The following is a 16,839-nucleotide window of genomic DNA, read 5'->3' as shown; positions in this document are numbered from 1 at the left end:
ATGAGGTGAAAAATTTGGTAGGTTTTGATAAGTTGGGCATTCTGCCCGAATGGAATGAAGCTCTGCGTTTGCAGGGAATTGCGGTACCGACTCCGGTACAAGAAAAATCAATTCCGATTTTGCTCCAAGGATCGGATATTATTGCGGAGGCACAGACAGGAACAGGAAAGACGTTCGCTTTTATGCTGCCGATCTTGCAGCGTCTTAACGCGGAAGATCGTTCTCCGCAAGCACTGATTGTAGCCCCTACAAGGGAACTTGCTCTACAAATTACAACAGAAGCGAAGAAGCTGACGGAATCAAGAGAAGATATCCGGGTTCTTGCTGTTTACGGTGGACAAGATGTTGAGAAACAATTGCACAAACTTAAAGGCGGAGCACAGATCATCATTGGTACGCCGGGAAGACTACTGGATCATTTAGGCCGCGGAACGCTTGTGCTTGATAAAGTGAAAATGCTGGTTCTGGATGAAGCAGACCAAATGCTTCATATGGGATTCCTGAATGATGTGGAAATGCTCATTAAGGCACTCCCTTATAAACGTCAAACGATGCTGTTCTCAGCAACGATGCCTGCGGGTATTCGTAAACTGGCTCGTGCTTACATGAAAGAACCTGTTGATGTTAAAGTACAGTCCAGCAATGTAATACCTGTAAAACAAATCCGTCAGTTAGTGGTGGAAGTAACGGATCGTACAAAGCAAGCAGCACTGATCGGGGCAATTGAGCAATATCGTCCATATCTCGGCATTATTTTTTGCCGTACGAAACGTCGTGCATCGGTTCTTAATGAGGCGCTGCAGGATCTTGGATATGCGAGTGACGAGCTGCATGGAGATCTCTCTCAAGCGAAGCGCGAGACGGTAATGAAAGCATTTCGTAATGCGAAGCTGCAGCTTCTTGTAGCTACGGATGTAGCAGCCCGAGGTCTTGATGTGGAAGGCGTAACGCATGTATTCAATTACGATATTCCTCATGATGCGGAAAGCTATATTCACCGAATCGGAAGAACAGGCCGAGCGGGAGGCAAAGGGCTGGCAATTACATTTGCTGCCCAGAAAGACAAGCCGGAGATCGCAAAGATTGAAGAAGGAACAGAGCAACGTCTTGACCGTGCTGTATGGCAAAGTGGTGTAGCTGATGAGCCGGGAACGATCGAGAAGCTGGCTCACGGTACAAGTTCATGGGGCAGCGGAGGCGAAACACGCAGAGTTCGTCCGGATGCGAAACGAGATGCCAGCCGTGCTGGCGGCGGAAGAAGCGGCGGTCGCAGCGGATCACGTAAGAGTGAGGATTCATCTGGTAATGGCCGAGGCAGAAGCCGCGGACAGCAGAGTGCCTTCTATGATCTAGAGCGCGGCGGAAGCAAGCGAAGCAGCGAATCTGTGCGTCAAGTTTCGGACAAACCACGCAGTAGTGGACGCTCTGGAGGCAGTACTGGCCAGAAGAGAGCGGACAGCGATCGCCCATGGCGTGCTTCAGAAGGAGCAACCGGCACTGGCAGTAAATCACGTTCAAGCAGCGGCAGCTATGGCAGTGGAAGAAGCTCACAAAGCAGCAGTCGGAGCGGCTCATCATCTCAAAGCAGAGATAACCGTCGTTCCTCGAGCAGCAGCGATCGAGGTCGCTCTGGCGGACGAAGAGGACGTTAATTCGATTATAAGTGGTTCAAAGTTCAAAACACGCCTTTGAAGAGAAGGCGTGTTCAGACTGTAGACAAACTAGCCTAACCTAGTTTAGCCTACAGTCTTTTTTTGTGTTTATTTAGTGAATTAGCAGTAAAAACTAACACAGCATGACTTGACAAGTGATAATGATTATCAGTATCTTTAAATAGATTAAAAAATCATCATGAATTTTTCATTTGTTGTTCGTCTGAACTTCATATTACACATACATACACCATGATATGCCAGCTTTTTACGTAGATAGCCAATCAAGTGGAGGAGATGATTTTATGTTTCGTCTGGAAACTGCAGGACTAAGCATCGCTTATGAAGACCGTTTGATCGTTGATGATCTGAATATACAAATTCCTCAAGGCAAGATTACAGCACTTGTGGGTGCGAACGGCTCTGGGAAGTCTACGATTCTTAAAACAATGGCTCGTCTAATGCAGCCGAAAAAAGGCCAAGTATTGCTCGACGGTAAATCCATTCATAAGCAGTCCACTCGGGAAGTGGCGAAACAACTAGCAATTCTTCCGCAAAATCCGACTGCGCCGGAAGGTCTTACTGTAACCGAGTTGGTATCTTACGGACGTTTTCCTTATCAGAAAGGTTTTGGCTCACTGAAAGCAGAGGATAAGAAAATGATTGAGTGGGCTATTGAATCTACTCGTCTTAGCGAATTCCATGATCGTCCTATTGACCAACTGTCAGGTGGTCAACGTCAGCGTGCCTGGATTGCTATGGCGCTGGCACAAGATACAGATATTCTTTTTCTGGATGAACCAACAACGTTCCTTGATATGGCACATCAGCTTGAAGTGCTGCAGTTACTCGAGGAGCTGAATATTACGGCAAAACGCACAATTGTCATGGTTGTTCATGATTTGAATCATGCATCCCGTTACGCACACCATATGATTGCGATCAAGCAAGGAAAGGCAGCTGCAACAGGATCCCCGAATCAAGTGATGACTCCGGACGTACTTAGAGAAGTATTCGGGATTGAAGCTGACATTGTAACGGACCCTCGGACAGGGGTTCCGCTCTGTCTGCCATATGCACTTGCAGGTAAGGAGAACAGAGGACTTCTCGGTGTGGAAAGTTCAATAGAAACTCAAGTACGTCAGGTTGCTGGTGTATAGACTTATATAGATAGGAATGAATCTGAATAGGAAAGTGGGGAGATGAAGATGGCACTAGATTATGCTGTACTTGCTCAATATGGGGGAATTCACACAAAGCCCTCCTCTGAATCGGTAAGAGACATTAGCTTACTTGAGCTGATCCGTCCGGAATATGGTAAACCATGGCTTGAGATTTATCAGCGCCATCTTCAGGCAGAGACGACAGGAGTAGCTGCAGTGTATGTAATGCATACGGTTCGCGGACTTCTTGCAGCAGCTCATTATATGGTATCGAGATGCGGTACATATGTGGATCTTTCTCTCACAAACCTAAGTATACAGATGCAATTGAATGATTCCGGTGCTCCTCAGTTATCTTTTGTACTTCACAAGACAGAAGAACGTGAACTTGTGAACCACGGGGATGCAGCTGAACGCAGACAGATGCTGGAGCAGTTCTATGTTAGAACGCTTGGTCCAATAATAGAGGGATTGGCAGCGGCGGGCAGAGTACCTGTTTTAGCATTATGGAAGCAGTTACCAGGTATCCTCATTTATTATGTTAATCTATTTAAGGAAGGACTCTCCTGTGGGGAGCAGGATCTTGTGGAATATCTGACAGCAGACTTAGAGGCCGTGCAAGGTTTTAGTTCTGATGTATTTAATTTGAGAAAGAATCCATTTGATGTGGAGCCTGTATATTTAGAGAATCCGCTAAATGCAGAAGAACCGTTTCGAATGAAGGATGCCTGCTGCGAGTTCTACCGAGTATCGGATGGGAAGAATCGCAAATGTTTTACATGCCCGAGAATGACAGCTGAGGAACGAAACGCACGAGCAGAGGAAATGCGGGGTACAGTAACGATCTAACGATGGACTAATGATAGATCTAACAATTACATTCTAAAAAAAACATATGTAGAAAAGAGAGGCAGATACAATGGTATCTGTCTCTTTTATTTTTAACGCAGGGCCGTTTCATATTCGCTTATCGTTATACCGTAATAGACGAGATCTTCGAATTCTCCCCACTTTTTGATATGTTGTACAAGCTTTCCTTCATACTTCATTCCATTCTTCTGCATAACCGCGGAAGAAGCAGGGTTTCGAGCCAAGGCAGCGGCCCAGATCCGATTTAGCTTCAGCTCATCAAATCCATACTCCATCATACGCTGTACCGCCTCTGTCGCGTAGCCGTGTCCCCAATAAGGCTTGCCGATCCAGTAAGCTAGTTCCGCTCTGTTATAATCGCTGACAATATGCATTCCTGCACAGCCCAAAAGTTCATTCGTTTCCTTCGAGATCAAGGCAAAGGTACTCCCGAGGTTCTTACTGTACCTTTCGTGAGTAGCCGCAATGAAAGATTCTGCTGCACCATCCGGATAAGGATGAGGAATAGATAAAGTAGTACTTGCTATGTCTTTCTCCCCAGCAAGTTTCTGTATGAACGGTGCATCAGCTAATTGAAGAGGTCTTAGTATTAGTCTTTCGGTTACGAATGTAGGCTGCATATCCATGGCTCCTCATCTCATGATTTTTTATATTATATCTCAATATTTGGAAGATTCAAGCGAAATCATGAGTTGTTTTATTTTGGGCATATTAAGTGGACTGGATTTTGCAGATATCTCGAGCTTATAGGCAGGAGGATTTTTTAAAATGATAGAACTTGATCTGTTGTTAATTAATGCAAATGTGCTGACCTTAGATGGTGATAACAATAAAGCAGGGGCGATTGGTGTGAAGAATGGTAAAATCAGCGCCTTGTGGAAGGAGAAAAACCCTGCACGGGAAGAAATCACGCTGTCTGACGACAATGCGGTTATTGATCTCCAAGGGAAAACGGTACTTCCTGGGTTTATTGAAACACACAATCACTTAATCAGTGCAATTATGCTGAAACGATTCATTGATTGCAAAAGCCCGCTGAATCAAACGATTGCTGATATTCAAAAGCGAATTTCTGAAAAGGCTTCGGAAGTTGGAAAAGAAACCTGGATTGTTGGTTTCGGGTATGACGATACATCTTTACTCGATATGAGGCATCCGACGAAAGCAGATCTCGACGCAGCTGCCCCGGATCATCCGGTTGTGGTTTATCACATTTCGGGACATTTATGTGTAGCGAACTCAGTTGCTTTATCTATAGCAGGTATTAGTGATTCAATGCAGGATCCAAAGGGAGGTCGTCTTGGGAGGGATGCCAGCGGACAATTAAATGGCATTCTCTATGAAGGGGCGACAATGCTTGTCGGCTCGCATCTGCCGGGACCAAGTGAAGAAGAAGTCCTCTCCTTACTTCGAGAGGAGGCTTATACTTATGCTGCTCAGGGAATTACGACTTCTACGGATGCCAAAATGGGCGTGAGTATGGATATAGATGATATTGATTTATGTATGAAGGCAATTGAACAAGAAGCCATTCCCTTTCGCATGAAGCTGATGATATCCAGCGATAAGCTAAATCAGGATAAAAAACTGCAATCGATGACAGCAGAGGAGGTGGATGCTTACCTTCGTGAGCGATCTGGAGGGAGAGCTTCGCTCGACAGCGTGAAACTGTTTCAAGATGGGTCCATTCAAGGACTGACCGGTGCCCTTCGGGAGCCGTACTTCTGTGATGTCGAGCGGTATGGTGAACTCATTAAATCACAGGAACAATTAAATAGGGAAGTGAAGGAATGGCACGATAAAGGATTCCGTATCGCAATACATGGGAACGGAGATCGGGCCATTGGTTCCATATTAGATGCATTTGAATATGCATTGACATCGAATCCACGCAGTGATCATCGGCACCGGATCGAGCATGTTCAGACAGCTACCACAGAAGATCTGGAGCGAATGAGAAAACTCGGGGTAGCAGGTTCCTTTTTTATCAATCATGTTTATTATTGGGGGGATCGGCACGAGAAGCTGTTTCTTGGACCGCAGCGTGCGGCTCGAATTAGTCCGCTTGCAGAGGCAAAGGAGCTTAAAGTGCTGTTCACTCTTCATTCCGATTGCCCTGTGACTCCCATCTCTCCTTTATTCTTAGTATGGGCCGCGGTGAATCGGGTAACAAGCAGCGGTAAAGTATTAGGTGCGGAGCAAAGAATTGATGCGCTGACCGCTCTGCGGGCGATGACGAGTTATGGTGCAGAACTGAATTTTGAAGAAGCAGAGACAGGAACGATTGAAAGCGGAAAAAGAGCAGACTTCGTCATTCTAGAGGAAGATCCGACCGAGGTGGAGCCGATTCGAATTAAGGACATTTCGATCTTCGCTACATTAAGGGACGGCAAATTCATCTATGGAAATAGTGTTTAGCAGGACGATGGGATGAGGTAAGCCCAGGTGGGGTGAGTATATTGGCCAAGGAAAAGAAAGTATCCTTGGTCTTTGTTTTTTTGTAATAGCAGGGAGTGTGGGGTTACATAGAGAATTTTGAAGGGAAGGAAAAAGGGTATAGTATAGTTTACCAGAAGCATTTAGTAAGAAAAGAGGAGGAATAAAATATGTCTATTTATTCGTATCAAGCAGTGACACCGACAAATCAGGAAGTTTCACTAGAGATGTATACAGGCAAGGTAGTTGTTATCGCTAATACAGCCAGTAAGTGTGGACTGACTCCGCAGTATGGGGAATTACAAAAGTTATATGATCGTTATAAAGACCAAGGGTTGGTCGTTCTTGCGTTCCCATGCAATCAGTTTGGTGGACAAGAACCGGGTTCGAGTGAAGAAGCTGAAGAATTTTGCCAAATTAACTATGGTGTCAGTTTCCCCGTCTTTGCTAAGGTTGATGTAAACGGAGAGAATACACACCCAATCTTCCAATACCTAAAGGAGCAAAAACCTGGCAGCGGAGAGAGCAGCGACATTCAGTGGAACTTTACAAAGTTTGTAATAGATCGTAATGGGGAAGTTGTGGAGCGTTTTGAACCTAAGCAATCTCCGGAAGAGATGACAGCACTTATTGAAAAATTATTATAATGGCTGCTTTTAGATTTCATCAATGATTCCCTTGAAAAAAGATATAAGGAAAGCATCATGGGTTTGTCCATGATGCTTTTTGGTTTACAATTACGACCTCTGCTTGAGATGAGTCTGCTGCCTCACCGTGATTCGTTTCGGTTTTGCAGATTTGATCATGAGGTGGAGGTTACTGTTGCGAATAATAAGCCATGCGGCTACAAGCAGTGTCAAGCCATTTAAAATGAAGATCCAGCGGATTGGCAGCCAGATGCCGAGTAATCCACCTACAATGGGTCCTGCCATTGTAGCCAGCTGTGAGACCGATTGATTCAAACTAAACGCCCTTCCTCGAAAAGAAGAGTCTGTAGTTTCTACAATAAGTGCATTAATCGTGGGATATACAGCTGCAAAAAACAAACCATATCCGAAGCGAAGGGCTCCAAAACCGATATAGTCACTCACAAAGAATTGAGCGATGTTTCCCAGTCCACCGCCGATTAGCCCAATGATAAGTACTTTGGCGTAGCCGATTTTTCTCCCGATTTTACCCCAGCGAGGAGCCATGATAATTGTAGCGATTCCGACAGAAGAGAAGATGATGCCCGAAGTCAGGGAAGCACTGCTTTTGTCGACACCCATCTCCATGACGTACACGGTAAGCAGCGGTTCTAAAATCATGACAGAGAACGTAGTTACTGCCATAACACCAAGCAGTGCCATAAAGGGTTTGTTGGCAGACGCTTGCTTAATGTCATCTCTTACTCTGGAACGGGGTGCGGAACGATCAAAATTATGCTCCTTCACAAAAAAGGTAGCAATCAGAGCGGAGACAAGCACTATAATCGCAGAAAATAAAAAGGCGTTCCGATTGCCATAGTAGTGACTGACCACACCTCCGATGAGTGGACCAATGATACTGCCTGTCGCACCAGCAGTGGACATAATCCCAAGCGCATATCCTGTCTTTGCTTCTGGAGTATTGGTGGCGACAAGAGCAATGGATGCGGGAACAAATCCAGCCAGTAACCCTTGAAAGATTCGTACAATAATAAACAGGTAAGGGTCATGTACGAAGTAGTTGATCAGGTAAAGAAGGGAAAGGGCGAAACCAGACCTTATCAGCATCGGTTTCCGCCCATATTTATCAGCTAAGGAGCCCCAAAAGGGAGAAATGAGTGCACTGGCAAGGAAGGTAATCCCAAAGGCTACACCAGACCATAATTCGAGCCTATTTTCTCCGATGCCAAGTTCTGTATTCATAAAGATAGGTAAGAAGGGGATAGAAATCGAATAGGCTGTACTGCAAAAAAAGACACCGATCCAGAGTACAGCGAGATTTCGTTTCCAAGGGAAATCCATCGAGACACGTCCTTTCGCTTGAACGACCCCCCGGCCCAATTTGCATGACAATAAAATGCGAGGTCGTATAATCAATAAGTTAGCCTTTATTCTACTCCTAATATTTGTAAAAACAATTTAAATATTACTCATAAAAGTGCTCAGTGAGTGTAGAACAGCCAAAAAATCTTGGAAAAATAATAAAAAGGGGCTTGCAATGTGAAAAAGATCACATTATAATCAGGATATAAACATTAGTGAATTAAATCACAATTCAAACCAATGCCTAAGAATCTATAGAAAAGATCGTCAGGCGGAAGCAAACACATATCCATGAATTTTTTATAGCCTATTTAGTGAAAGTTTTCACAAATTAAAATCAATGTGCTTTTATATCATTTATCTCTAGGAGGAACTCTATTATGAAAATTGCTGTTGTTGGATGTACACACGCAGGTACGGCTGCTATTGTGAATACGGCTAAACTTTACCCCGATGCTCAGATTACGGTATATGAACGTAATGATAATATTTCTTTTCTATCTTGCGGTATTGCGCTCTATGTTGGCGGGGTAGTGAAAGACCCAGATGGTTTGTTTTACTCTTCTCCTGAGCAGTTGAAAGAACTTGGAGTCGAAACTAAAATGCTGCACGAAGTTACAGATATTGATACGGAAGGTCGCAAGCTGACGGCGCGCAACTTAGAAACAGGCGAGGAAATCACAGACACTTACGATAAACTGATTATGACAACAGGTTCTTGGCCTATTATTCCAAACTTTGAGGGCGTTGGACTCGAAAACGTACTCCTGTGCAAAAATTATAACCATTCCAACACGATTATCGAAAAATCCAAAGATGTTCGTCATGTGACTGTCGTCGGTGCAGGATACATCGGTATTGAACTCGTCGAAGCATTCCAAATGAATGGGAAAGAAGTTACTTTAATCGATGCAGAAGATCGAATTCTAAATAAATATCTTGACGCTGAATTTACGGATCGTATCCAAAAATCGCTTACGGATAAAGGAATAGAACTCGTTCTCGGTGAGAAAGTAAGCCGATTTGAAGGGCAAGATGGAAAAGTCACTGCGGTCGTAACCGATAAAGGAGAATACCGTACAGATCTAGTTATCCTTTGTATCGGATTCCGTCCGAATACAGCTTTACTCAAGGGGAAAGTGGATATGATGCCAAATGGAGCGATCCTTGTAGATCGTTATATGCGCACAAGCAACCCTGATATTTTCGCAGCAGGGGACAGCGCAGCCATCTATTATAATCCAACTCGTCAGAATGCTTATATTCCACTAGCAACGAATGCAGTTCGTATGGGCATGCTTATAGCTCGAAATCTGGTAAACCCTACTATGCCATATATGGGTACTCAAGGGACATCAGGAATTAAAATTTATGAACAGAATATTGCAGGAACAGGAGTAACGGAAGCTGCAGCAAAAGCGGCAGGCATGGCGGTCCAAGCGGTTACGATTGAAGATAGTTACCGTCCTGAGTTTATGCCTACTGCGGAGAAAGTTCTTATAAAAGTCATCTATGAGACAGAATCCCGCCGAATTGTGGGTGCTCAGATTATGAGTGAAGTCGATTTAACACAGTCAATCAATACAATTTCCGTATGCATTCAAAATGAAATGACGGTAGATCAGCTGGCCTTTATCGACTTTTTCTTCCAGCCTCACTACAATAAACCTTGGAATTTCCTTAACACAGTAGGGCAAGCAGCACTAGAGCCGGTACCAACTAGAGAGACAGTATCTGTATAACAAGAACCGTCCGTACATCATTGTACGGATGGTTTTTTTTATGCTGAAATATGTCCAGGAGTTATGAAAATATTGCACGTGTGATTTTAGTAACAAACTTGAGTTGGGAGAAGATTTACAATAAACCTGAGATACTTAATCTATAGGTGAAAGGAAGTTATCCCGACTATGGCAGCATTAAAACCGGCAACAGTTGCTGAGTTAACGGCGGATACGGGTGAGCATAAGGCACATAATCCCGCTATAGTGGTTCTGATATTAGGTTTTTTAGCAGGTGCGTACATTGCCTTAGGATATCTATTGTATATACGAGTGATTGCTGCGGCTCCTGAAGCATGGGGGAGTATGAATGGACTCATTGGAGCTCTTGTTTTCCCCATCGGACTTACGCTGGTCTTGATTGCAGGCGGAGAGTTGCTCACTGGGAATATGATGGCATTATCGCTTGCTCGGTTGGCGCGTAAAATTACATCGCGAGAAGTATTTTGGAATTTAACACTGGTTACAATTTCGAACTTTGTAGGGGCTGTTTTTGTAGCGTACTTGTTTGGTCACGTACTGGGATTGACAGGCCAAGGTATATACCTTGATAAAGTGGTGGATTTGGCAGGACATAAAATTGAGGATTCCTTTCTGCAAGCTTTTGTTTCTGGTATTGGCTGTAACTGGCTGGTCGCTCTAGCCGTTTGGCTTTCTTATGCTGCGGATTCAATGAGTGCTAAGATTGTTGGAATCTGGATTCCGACAACCGCTTTTGTCGCTTTAGGATTTCAGCACGTTGTAGCTAATATGTTCCTTATTCCCGCAGCGATTTTTGAAGGGCACTTTACTTGGGGGCAGTATTTCATGAACTTTATTCCTGTCTGGCTTGGAAATCTGACGGGCGGAGCCATCTTTGTAGCTGCAGCATATTATGCTGTTTATCTCCACAAACCAGCTAGTACTTCAGTAACGAAAGAAGAGGCAGAGCCTCCTGTGAGTTCGAGTCCAGCAGCAATGCAGTCCATTACTGAATAATATCTTACATTACAAAAAATAAACGCAGGAAATTAATTTCATAATATGAAATTAATTCAGGACTATAAAAAAAATCCGTCATGGCCAGGTTCGGGGGAACGAAACCTGTTCATGACGGATTTTCGGGAGTGGTCCATGATATGGCATGTGGAGGAGGTCTTTTGCCTGTCTCATAATGCCTTGATCTTCATTACCCGCCCTTATATAGGGTGAAACATCAGAGATTAAAAATTTTCTCATGATACCTTCTAAGCATCAGTGAACGGTTTCAAATCTGTTCACTGGTGTTTTTTTTTTACTTTTTTGCACATCGATTATGCCAGCGTACGCAGAAACTTTGCTTTACGAAATCTCATGACAGAATTATCATAAAGGATATGTTTGGAACAAACTAGAAAAATGTAGAAAGATGCAGAAAAATGCAGAAAGATAATGATCTGAATTCATATGCCAAATAGACTTCATAGGAGAACCTGACATGAGATGGCTCGATACGTACCCAAAGGAAATAAAAGTTTTTTTGATTGCTAGTCTGGTTAATTCAACAGGCAGTTCGCTCATGTGGCCGCTGACTACAATGTATGTCTTCGATGAGCTGGGCCGGAGCATGACACAGGCTGGTTTTGTTATTCTGATTCAATCCATCGGCGGTATTGCCGGTCAGCTTCTTGGAGGGGCGCTGTATCACCGGGTTGGTGTGAAGAAATTGATTGTAGGAGCACTTCTATTTAATGCGCTAGGGCTCTTTACGCTGCCTGTCATTAGTCAAACTTGGTGGCTGTTCATCACCATGATGGGGCTGATTGGATTATTTAACTCGATGTCGCTGCCGGCGATTCAAGCATTTGTCGGTTTCCGATTTGCTGAGCGGCGCGGAGAACTGTTTAATGTCATTTATGTGGCTCAAAATATCGGGGTTGCGCTAGGGACGGGACTCAGCGGTTTTTTGGCAGACATCTCGTATCATCTGAGCTTTATTGCGAACGGAATCACTTCTGCCGGATTCGGTCTGTATTTCTTTTCTTATCTAAGTAAGGTCGATCACCAGCAAGGCGAAGTTTATGTGCCAAAGAAACAGATTTCTTCCCAGATAAAGAAGGAAAGCACCTGGCAGTTACTGCTTAATCTGCGGCTGTATTTATTTCTCAGTTTGGGGACCCTTTTCATTCTGCTCGGTAATTCCATCTGGAATACAGGGGTGTCGCCATATATCATCTCCGAAGGTATGGAGAAGAAAGCTTACAGCTTGCTATGGACGTTAAATGGAATTCTTATATTTGTCGCTCAACCTGTGACTTCCTTTCTTAAAAAGACGATTGCTTCTACATCCACTGCCCAAATGACAGTCAGTGCCGTGCTTTATACTGCGGGTTTTGCTGTCATTGCTCTATTTCAACATTATCCGGGTATGATTCTGGCCATGATCCTCATAACGCTTGGTGAAATGCTGATCTCTCCTGCTACACCTGCTTTCATCTCCGATCATGCGGGAAAATCCGCACCTTTTTACTTGGGTGTCTCCGGTGGTATTGGTGCGATAGGAAGAGTCGTTGGTCCTTATGCAATGGGCATCATGTTTGATGCCGGGGGATTAGCTCCCGTTGCTTTTTTTGCAACGATTACGGCAGGAATCAGCATTATTATGTTTATAATTCATGCTCGTATGAATGCTGCCAGAGTGCTTGCTTATGAGCAGGGAGAGCAGCATACTACTTTTTAGTTTTTAGAGACCACTCGTGCAGACCCTATTGCGGTAGAGATACGGCTATAGGACAGGAGTCGGAAAATGTCATCTTTTAACACCAAATGACTCGGATATTGTGCTGTATTGTCTGGTGATGTATAGCATGTGGTAGAATAGGAAAAATACATTTAATTGAATCAACGTTATGAAATTGATTCACTTGCAAGGAGAAAGGTAGATCGCAGATGGTATTAACCAGAGAAGCTCTGACGGTGCGCAGATCAAACCTACAGGATGCAGCGCAGCTGATGGAACTGGATGCTCTAATATGGAACGAGCACAATGCACCTGCACCCGTATTTTGGAAATCGAAAGAAGAATATTTACTGGCATCGCCGCCAGGAAGTCAGTTCATTGCTCTGAAGGATAACAAGCTTTGTGGATATATTGGTTTTAGACCGCCTACCTCCTTGATCAGCAACAATCATGTATATGAGATTCATATTGCGGTACATCCGGCTTATCAGAGGCAGGGGATCGGCAAGTCACTTATGGACTCGATGATCGAACATGCAAAACGTGAAGGGATCCGTAAACTTCGTCTGCGTGTTTTATCCAGCAACCTTGCTGCACTTGCTTTCTATAAACAGTATGGGTTCGTGGAAGAGGGAAGGCTCAGCTCAGAGTTCTACATCGCAGGAACGTATGTTGACGACATCTTAATGCGGTATATGCTATAACCGCTACCCAAAAGAGGCTAACCTAATTGCCTAGGTCAGCCTCTTTCTCATTTGTATGAAGTCTTGTTCTTGTTCAAAGAGACATACTGGAACATCTTAATTGTTATTTTGCTTATTTGAATGATCTGAACGATCTGTTTCCTGCCGGGTTACAGCTATGTTTTGTTGCCTATCTGCAGTACTTCGGTTATCGATAATGGAGTGCTGTGATTTCTCTGTGTTTGAAGCGGGTTGTCCGCTGCTGGCATAAGGACTGGTGCTGACAGCCATCCCAATGGTTAACATCATGGCAAACGAGCTTGACATGACCCAATTCGATACTTTGTCATTCATTAATAATACCTTCCCTTCATTCGCGGCTATTTAAAGATAACCCAATAGAATGAGTGAGGTATGAATGGAGCCTTAAGACTAGATTAAATATAAAAGCATTCTGCGTAACCGAGCGGGTTAGCAAAATGCCTATATACATCATAGTTCATCTTTATTATGTAGGAAACGTAAGCGTTGCTGATTAACGAAGTAATTTCCACTCACTTTGGAGCATGCCGTATACAGCATGGTTTACATAGCCGAGCGGTAATTTCTCTGCTTGACGGATAATACCTTCAAGAACAAATCCGAGTCTTTCGGGAACCCCGCGGCTGCGATGGTTACTCGTAGCACAGCGAATTTCCACTCGGTTCAGATCAAGATCCAGCAAAGCATAATCAACTAGAGCGCGGCAAGCTGAGCTCATAATCCCTTGCCCCTCATGAACTTTACCAAGCCAATAACCAATACCTACGGTACGATTATGCCAATCGATCTCATGAAACCCGATGACACCGGCAAGTTCACCTTTTACCCAGATTCCCGCAGTAAAGCCGCCGTTATCTGCCGCTTGGCGAATCGCATTTTTGATAAACTGAACGGTGTGTGTTTCTTCGGTTACATTATCCACCCAGGGAAGCCATTCCCGTAGTCGCTCACGAGATTTATCTGTCAAACTATACAAGGCTCCGGTATGCTCCATAGACAGGGGCTTCAGTTCAATATCATCATCTAACTTGTACGCAAACATGATCAAACCTTCCTTCTAATTAAGATCATAGAAATCAAAGTAAAAGAACATATATGAGAGTAAGACTAACTTAAAAAGCAAAAATCAACGAGATAATTTGATGCTTTTCTCTAGAGCATAAACATCCTCTTCTAAGGAGATCATTCGCTGGTTCAATAATACTCGGCAGTCGCTTAGAGCTTGATTGTATACATAGGGTGAGAGCTGTGTCATGAAAAAATCAAGAACTCCATCTGCCGCCAAATCACCGATGGTTTCTCCGCGTTCTGTTTCGAAATAAGCTTGAATTAATCGTATCATTTGATCCTTCTGTTCTTTGGGCAGCTTCATCGCTTTCATAACTAATACTCCTTTAACACCTCATTTCCTTCATGCTACCTTATATTAAGCTTGTCGTCAAAAGGCGAGAGATGCTGTAGTTATACCTATTTTAAGAGATGGAAGTTCAATCGATTTATGAACAATTCGCTTGCTTCAGGTTATCTGTACCTGATAACTTGGGAATGCTGATCATAAGGGGTATACTGCTGTGCAAGGGTCCCATCTATAATGGATGTGATCGCAACTTGCCGTTCCTCATTATCCTATATTATTGCTGAATAACGCCTGAAAAGGTATATTTAATAGAAGGTATTTTTTGAACTACAGAACTTATTACGTAAAGAAAGGTTGATCATCATGGAGAAGCCGTTAACACCCTCCAATTTCATAAAAAATGTGATCTCTGAGGATCTTCGTACAGGAAAAGTAAAAGAAGTGGTGACCCGGTTTCCTCCGGAACCCAATGGTTACCTTCATATTGGCCATGCCAAAGCGATTTGGATTAACTTTGCCCTCGCTGAGGAATTTGGCGGGACGACAAATCTGCGTTTTGACGATACGAACCCAGCTAAAGAAGATACGGAGTATGTAAACTCCATCCGTGAGGATGTAAAATGGCTTGGATATGAATGGAAAGAGAATCCATTTGCATCCGACTATTTTGAAGAAATGTACAACCGCGCCGTAATCCTTATCAAAAAGGGACTTGCTTATGTGGATGATTCCAGTCCAGATCAAATCCGTGAAATGCGCGGAACCTTGAAAGAACCGGGTACAAACAGCCCTTACCGGGATCGCAGTGTAGAAGAGAACCTCGATCTGTTCACTCGTATGCGTAACGGAGAGTTTAAAGACGGAGAGCGAGTGCTTCGTGCCAAAATCAATATGGCTTCGCCGAATATCAATCTTCGAGATCCTATTATTTACCGTATCGCTCATATCCCGCATCATAACACAGGGGATAAGTGGTGCATCTATCCGATGTATACCTTTGCTCATCCTATAGAAGATGCAATTGAAGGAATCACTCATTCCCTTTGCTCTCTAGAGTTTGAGGACCAACGTCCATTTTATGACTGGGTGATTGAGCATTGTGAACTTGAAGCGAAGCCGCATCAATATGAGTTTGGCCGTTTGAATCTCGCTCAAACTGTAACGAGCAAACGGAAGCTGAAGCTTCTCGTCGATGAGAAACATGTAGACGGATGGGATGATCCGCGGATGCCGACGATTTCTGGTCTGCGTCGCCGTGGTTATACACCAGAAGCGCTGCGCGAGTTTGTCTATGAGACCGGAATCTCGAAGAGCCAAGGACTGGTTGATCTCGGAATGCTGGAGCATTTTATCAGAGAAGACTTGAAACTGAAGGCACCGCGTACGATGGCAGTACTTGATCCGATCAAAGTGGTGATTACCAACTACCCAGAGGGACAAGTCGAAATGCTTGAAGCAGAGAATAACCAAGAGAATGAAGAGATGGGCAAACGCGAGATTCCTTTCTCCCGTGAGATTTATATTGAGCGTGAAGATTTCATGGAGAATCCGCCGAATAAATACTTCCGCTTGTTCCCAGGGAACGAAGTTCGCCTGAAACATGCTTACTTTATTAAGTGCAACGATGTGATTAAAGACGAAGAAGGTAACATTGTGGAGATCCACTGTACCTATGATCCTGAAACGAAGAGCGGCTCTGGATTTACCGGCCGTAAAGTAAAAGGAACGATTCACTGGGTAGAAGCGACTCAAGCAATTCCTGCGGAATTCCGTTTGTTCGAACCACTCATTAACAAAGAAGAACCGGAAAGCGATGATGAGTTTGAGGAAGAGAAGGAAGCAGGGGAACCTGTGGAGAAATCATTCCTTGATGAACTGAACCCGAATTCGCTTACGATTGTTCAAGGTTTTGTGGAGCCGAACATGAAAGATGCAAAACCACAAGATAAGTTCCAATTCTTCCGTCATGGATACTTTAATGTGGATCCTAAATATTCAGAGCCAGGTAAACCGGTATTTAACCGGGTAGTATCTCTGAAGAGTTCCTTCCACCTTCCAAAAGCATAAGAAAATAAAAATAAGCCCCCTTTCTGTTTCTGACAGAGAAGGGGCTTTTGTTTTTATTTTGTTCTATAGGTCGATGCTATG

Annotated in this window: 15 protein-coding genes; 10 read left to right on the top strand and 5 right to left on the bottom strand. The window is 43.9% G+C overall.

Annotated elements, in window-relative coordinates:
• Positions 1 to 14 precede the first annotated feature (14 nt).
• From KJS58_RS03545 to KJS58_RS03535, 3 genes are all read left to right on the top strand, one after another.
• Positions 15 to 1,652, top strand: a complete 1,638-nt coding sequence (locus KJS58_RS03545; protein WP_213531033.1) for a DEAD/DEAH box helicase — start codon at positions 15 to 17, stop codon at positions 1,650 to 1,652.
• Between the two features lie 305 nt (positions 1,653 to 1,957).
• Positions 1,958 to 2,812, top strand: coding sequence for an ABC transporter ATP-binding protein (locus KJS58_RS03540; protein WP_213530503.1), 855 nt, complete (start codon positions 1,958 to 1,960; stop codon positions 2,810 to 2,812).
• A gap of 48 nt (positions 2,813 to 2,860) precedes the next feature.
• Positions 2,861 to 3,664, top strand: a complete 804-nt coding sequence (locus tag KJS58_RS03535) for a hypothetical protein (protein WP_213530501.1) — start codon at positions 2,861 to 2,863, stop codon at positions 3,662 to 3,664.
• A 92-nt stretch (positions 3,665 to 3,756) separates the two neighbouring features.
• Here KJS58_RS03535 and KJS58_RS03530 read toward each other — a convergent pair whose 3' ends face one another.
• Positions 3,757 to 4,305 carry a GNAT family N-acetyltransferase gene (locus tag KJS58_RS03530; RefSeq protein WP_213530499.1) on the bottom strand — a complete coding sequence of 183 codons (549 nt, stop codon included), beginning with the start codon at positions 4,303 to 4,305 and terminating at the stop codon, positions 3,757 to 3,759.
• A gap of 148 nt (positions 4,306 to 4,453) precedes the next feature.
• On the opposite strand from KJS58_RS03530, the gene KJS58_RS03525 reads away from it, so the two are divergent.
• The gene (locus KJS58_RS03525) at positions 4,454 to 6,103 is read left to right on the top strand and encodes an amidohydrolase (RefSeq protein ID WP_213530497.1); all 1,650 of its coding nucleotides are present in this window, start codon (positions 4,454 to 4,456) and stop codon (positions 6,101 to 6,103) included.
• A gap of 188 nt (positions 6,104 to 6,291) precedes the next feature.
• Complete coding sequence (locus tag KJS58_RS03520) at positions 6,292 to 6,768, top strand: glutathione peroxidase (protein WP_213530495.1); 477 nt, start codon at positions 6,292 to 6,294, stop codon at positions 6,766 to 6,768.
• A 90-nt stretch (positions 6,769 to 6,858) separates the two neighbouring features.
• Here the strand turns inward: KJS58_RS03520 and KJS58_RS03515 are convergent, their stop codons facing one another.
• Complete coding sequence (locus tag KJS58_RS03515; RefSeq protein ID WP_213530493.1) at positions 6,859 to 8,109, bottom strand: MFS transporter; 1,251 nt, start codon at positions 8,107 to 8,109, stop codon at positions 6,859 to 6,861.
• Between the two features lie 401 nt (positions 8,110 to 8,510).
• On the opposite strand from KJS58_RS03515, the gene KJS58_RS03510 reads away from it, so the two are divergent.
• From KJS58_RS03510 to KJS58_RS03495, 4 genes are all read left to right on the top strand, one after another.
• The gene (locus KJS58_RS03510) at positions 8,511 to 9,872 is read left to right on the top strand and encodes an FAD-dependent oxidoreductase (RefSeq protein ID WP_213530491.1); all 1,362 of its coding nucleotides are present in this window, start codon (positions 8,511 to 8,513) and stop codon (positions 9,870 to 9,872) included.
• Between the two features lie 168 nt (positions 9,873 to 10,040).
• Positions 10,041 to 10,889: a formate/nitrite transporter family protein gene (locus KJS58_RS03505; protein WP_213530489.1), complete on the top strand. Its 849-nt coding sequence runs from the start codon at positions 10,041 to 10,043 to the stop codon at positions 10,887 to 10,889.
• Positions 10,890 to 11,367: 478 nt separating this feature from the next.
• Entirely contained in the window at positions 11,368 to 12,609 is a 1,242-nt protein-coding gene (locus KJS58_RS03500) for an MFS transporter (protein WP_213530487.1), read from the top strand.
• Positions 12,610 to 12,818: 209 nt separating this feature from the next.
• A complete protein-coding gene (locus KJS58_RS03495) occupies positions 12,819 to 13,313 on the top strand; it encodes a GNAT family N-acetyltransferase (protein ID WP_213530485.1) in 495 nt (164 codons plus the stop codon).
• A 96-nt stretch (positions 13,314 to 13,409) separates the two neighbouring features.
• Here KJS58_RS03495 and KJS58_RS03490 read toward each other — a convergent pair whose 3' ends face one another.
• The 3 genes from KJS58_RS03490 to KJS58_RS03480 form a co-directional block, all read right to left on the bottom strand.
• Positions 13,410 to 13,646 carry a hypothetical protein gene (locus tag KJS58_RS03490; protein WP_213530483.1) on the bottom strand — a complete coding sequence of 79 codons (237 nt, stop codon included), beginning with the start codon at positions 13,644 to 13,646 and terminating at the stop codon, positions 13,410 to 13,412.
• Positions 13,647 to 13,827: 181 nt separating this feature from the next.
• Positions 13,828 to 14,376 carry a GNAT family N-acetyltransferase gene (locus tag KJS58_RS03485; RefSeq protein WP_191800635.1) on the bottom strand — a complete coding sequence of 183 codons (549 nt, stop codon included), beginning with the start codon at positions 14,374 to 14,376 and terminating at the stop codon, positions 13,828 to 13,830.
• An 84-nt stretch (positions 14,377 to 14,460) separates the two neighbouring features.
• Positions 14,461 to 14,715, bottom strand: a complete 255-nt coding sequence (locus KJS58_RS03480) for a DUF2164 domain-containing protein (protein WP_160032678.1) — start codon at positions 14,713 to 14,715, stop codon at positions 14,461 to 14,463.
• A gap of 339 nt (positions 14,716 to 15,054) precedes the next feature.
• Here KJS58_RS03480 and KJS58_RS03475 point away from each other — a divergent pair, with 339 nt between their 5' ends.
• Entirely contained in the window at positions 15,055 to 16,758 is a 1,704-nt protein-coding gene (locus KJS58_RS03475) for a glutamine--tRNA ligase/YqeY domain fusion protein (RefSeq protein ID WP_213530482.1), read from the top strand.
• The last annotated feature ends 81 nt before the right edge of the window (positions 16,759 to 16,839 follow it).

It is taken from the genome of Paenibacillus sp. J45TS6 (assembly GCF_018403285.1).
Lineage (GTDB): Bacteria > Bacillota > Bacilli > Paenibacillales > Paenibacillaceae > Paenibacillus.
Note: the sequence above shows the minus strand (reverse complement) of the source record. Positions and strands in the feature narration are given on the sequence as shown.

Excerpts from the sequence above, each read along its gene's own strand:
- KJS58_RS03540 (WP_213530503.1), top strand. The coding sequence starts at position 1,958 with ATGTTTCGTCTGGAAACTGCAGGACTAAGCATCGCTTATGAAGACCGT.
- KJS58_RS03535 (WP_213530501.1), top strand. The coding sequence starts at position 2,861 with ATGGCACTAGATTATGCTGTACTTGCTCAATATGGGGGAATTCACACA.
- KJS58_RS03530 (WP_213530499.1), bottom strand. The coding sequence starts at position 4,305 with ATGCAGCCTACATTCGTAACCGAAAGACTAATACTAAGACCTCTTCAA.
- KJS58_RS03525 (WP_213530497.1), top strand. The coding sequence starts at position 4,454 with ATGATAGAACTTGATCTGTTGTTAATTAATGCAAATGTGCTGACCTTA.
- KJS58_RS03520 (WP_213530495.1), top strand. The coding sequence starts at position 6,292 with ATGTCTATTTATTCGTATCAAGCAGTGACACCGACAAATCAGGAAGTT.
- KJS58_RS03515 (WP_213530493.1), bottom strand. The coding sequence starts at position 8,109 with ATGGATTTCCCTTGGAAACGAAATCTCGCTGTACTCTGGATCGGTGTC.
- KJS58_RS03510 (WP_213530491.1), top strand. The coding sequence starts at position 8,511 with ATGAAAATTGCTGTTGTTGGATGTACACACGCAGGTACGGCTGCTATT.
- KJS58_RS03505 (WP_213530489.1), top strand. The coding sequence starts at position 10,041 with ATGGCAGCATTAAAACCGGCAACAGTTGCTGAGTTAACGGCGGATACG.
- KJS58_RS03500 (WP_213530487.1), top strand. The coding sequence starts at position 11,368 with ATGAGATGGCTCGATACGTACCCAAAGGAAATAAAAGTTTTTTTGATT.
- KJS58_RS03495 (WP_213530485.1), top strand. The coding sequence starts at position 12,819 with ATGGTATTAACCAGAGAAGCTCTGACGGTGCGCAGATCAAACCTACAG.
- KJS58_RS03490 (WP_213530483.1), bottom strand. The coding sequence starts at position 13,646 with ATGAATGACAAAGTATCGAATTGGGTCATGTCAAGCTCGTTTGCCATG.
- KJS58_RS03485 (WP_191800635.1), bottom strand. The coding sequence starts at position 14,376 with ATGTTTGCGTACAAGTTAGATGATGATATTGAACTGAAGCCCCTGTCT.
- KJS58_RS03480 (WP_160032678.1), bottom strand. The coding sequence starts at position 14,715 with ATGAAAGCGATGAAGCTGCCCAAAGAACAGAAGGATCAAATGATACGA.
- KJS58_RS03475 (WP_213530482.1), top strand. The coding sequence starts at position 15,055 with ATGGAGAAGCCGTTAACACCCTCCAATTTCATAAAAAATGTGATCTCT.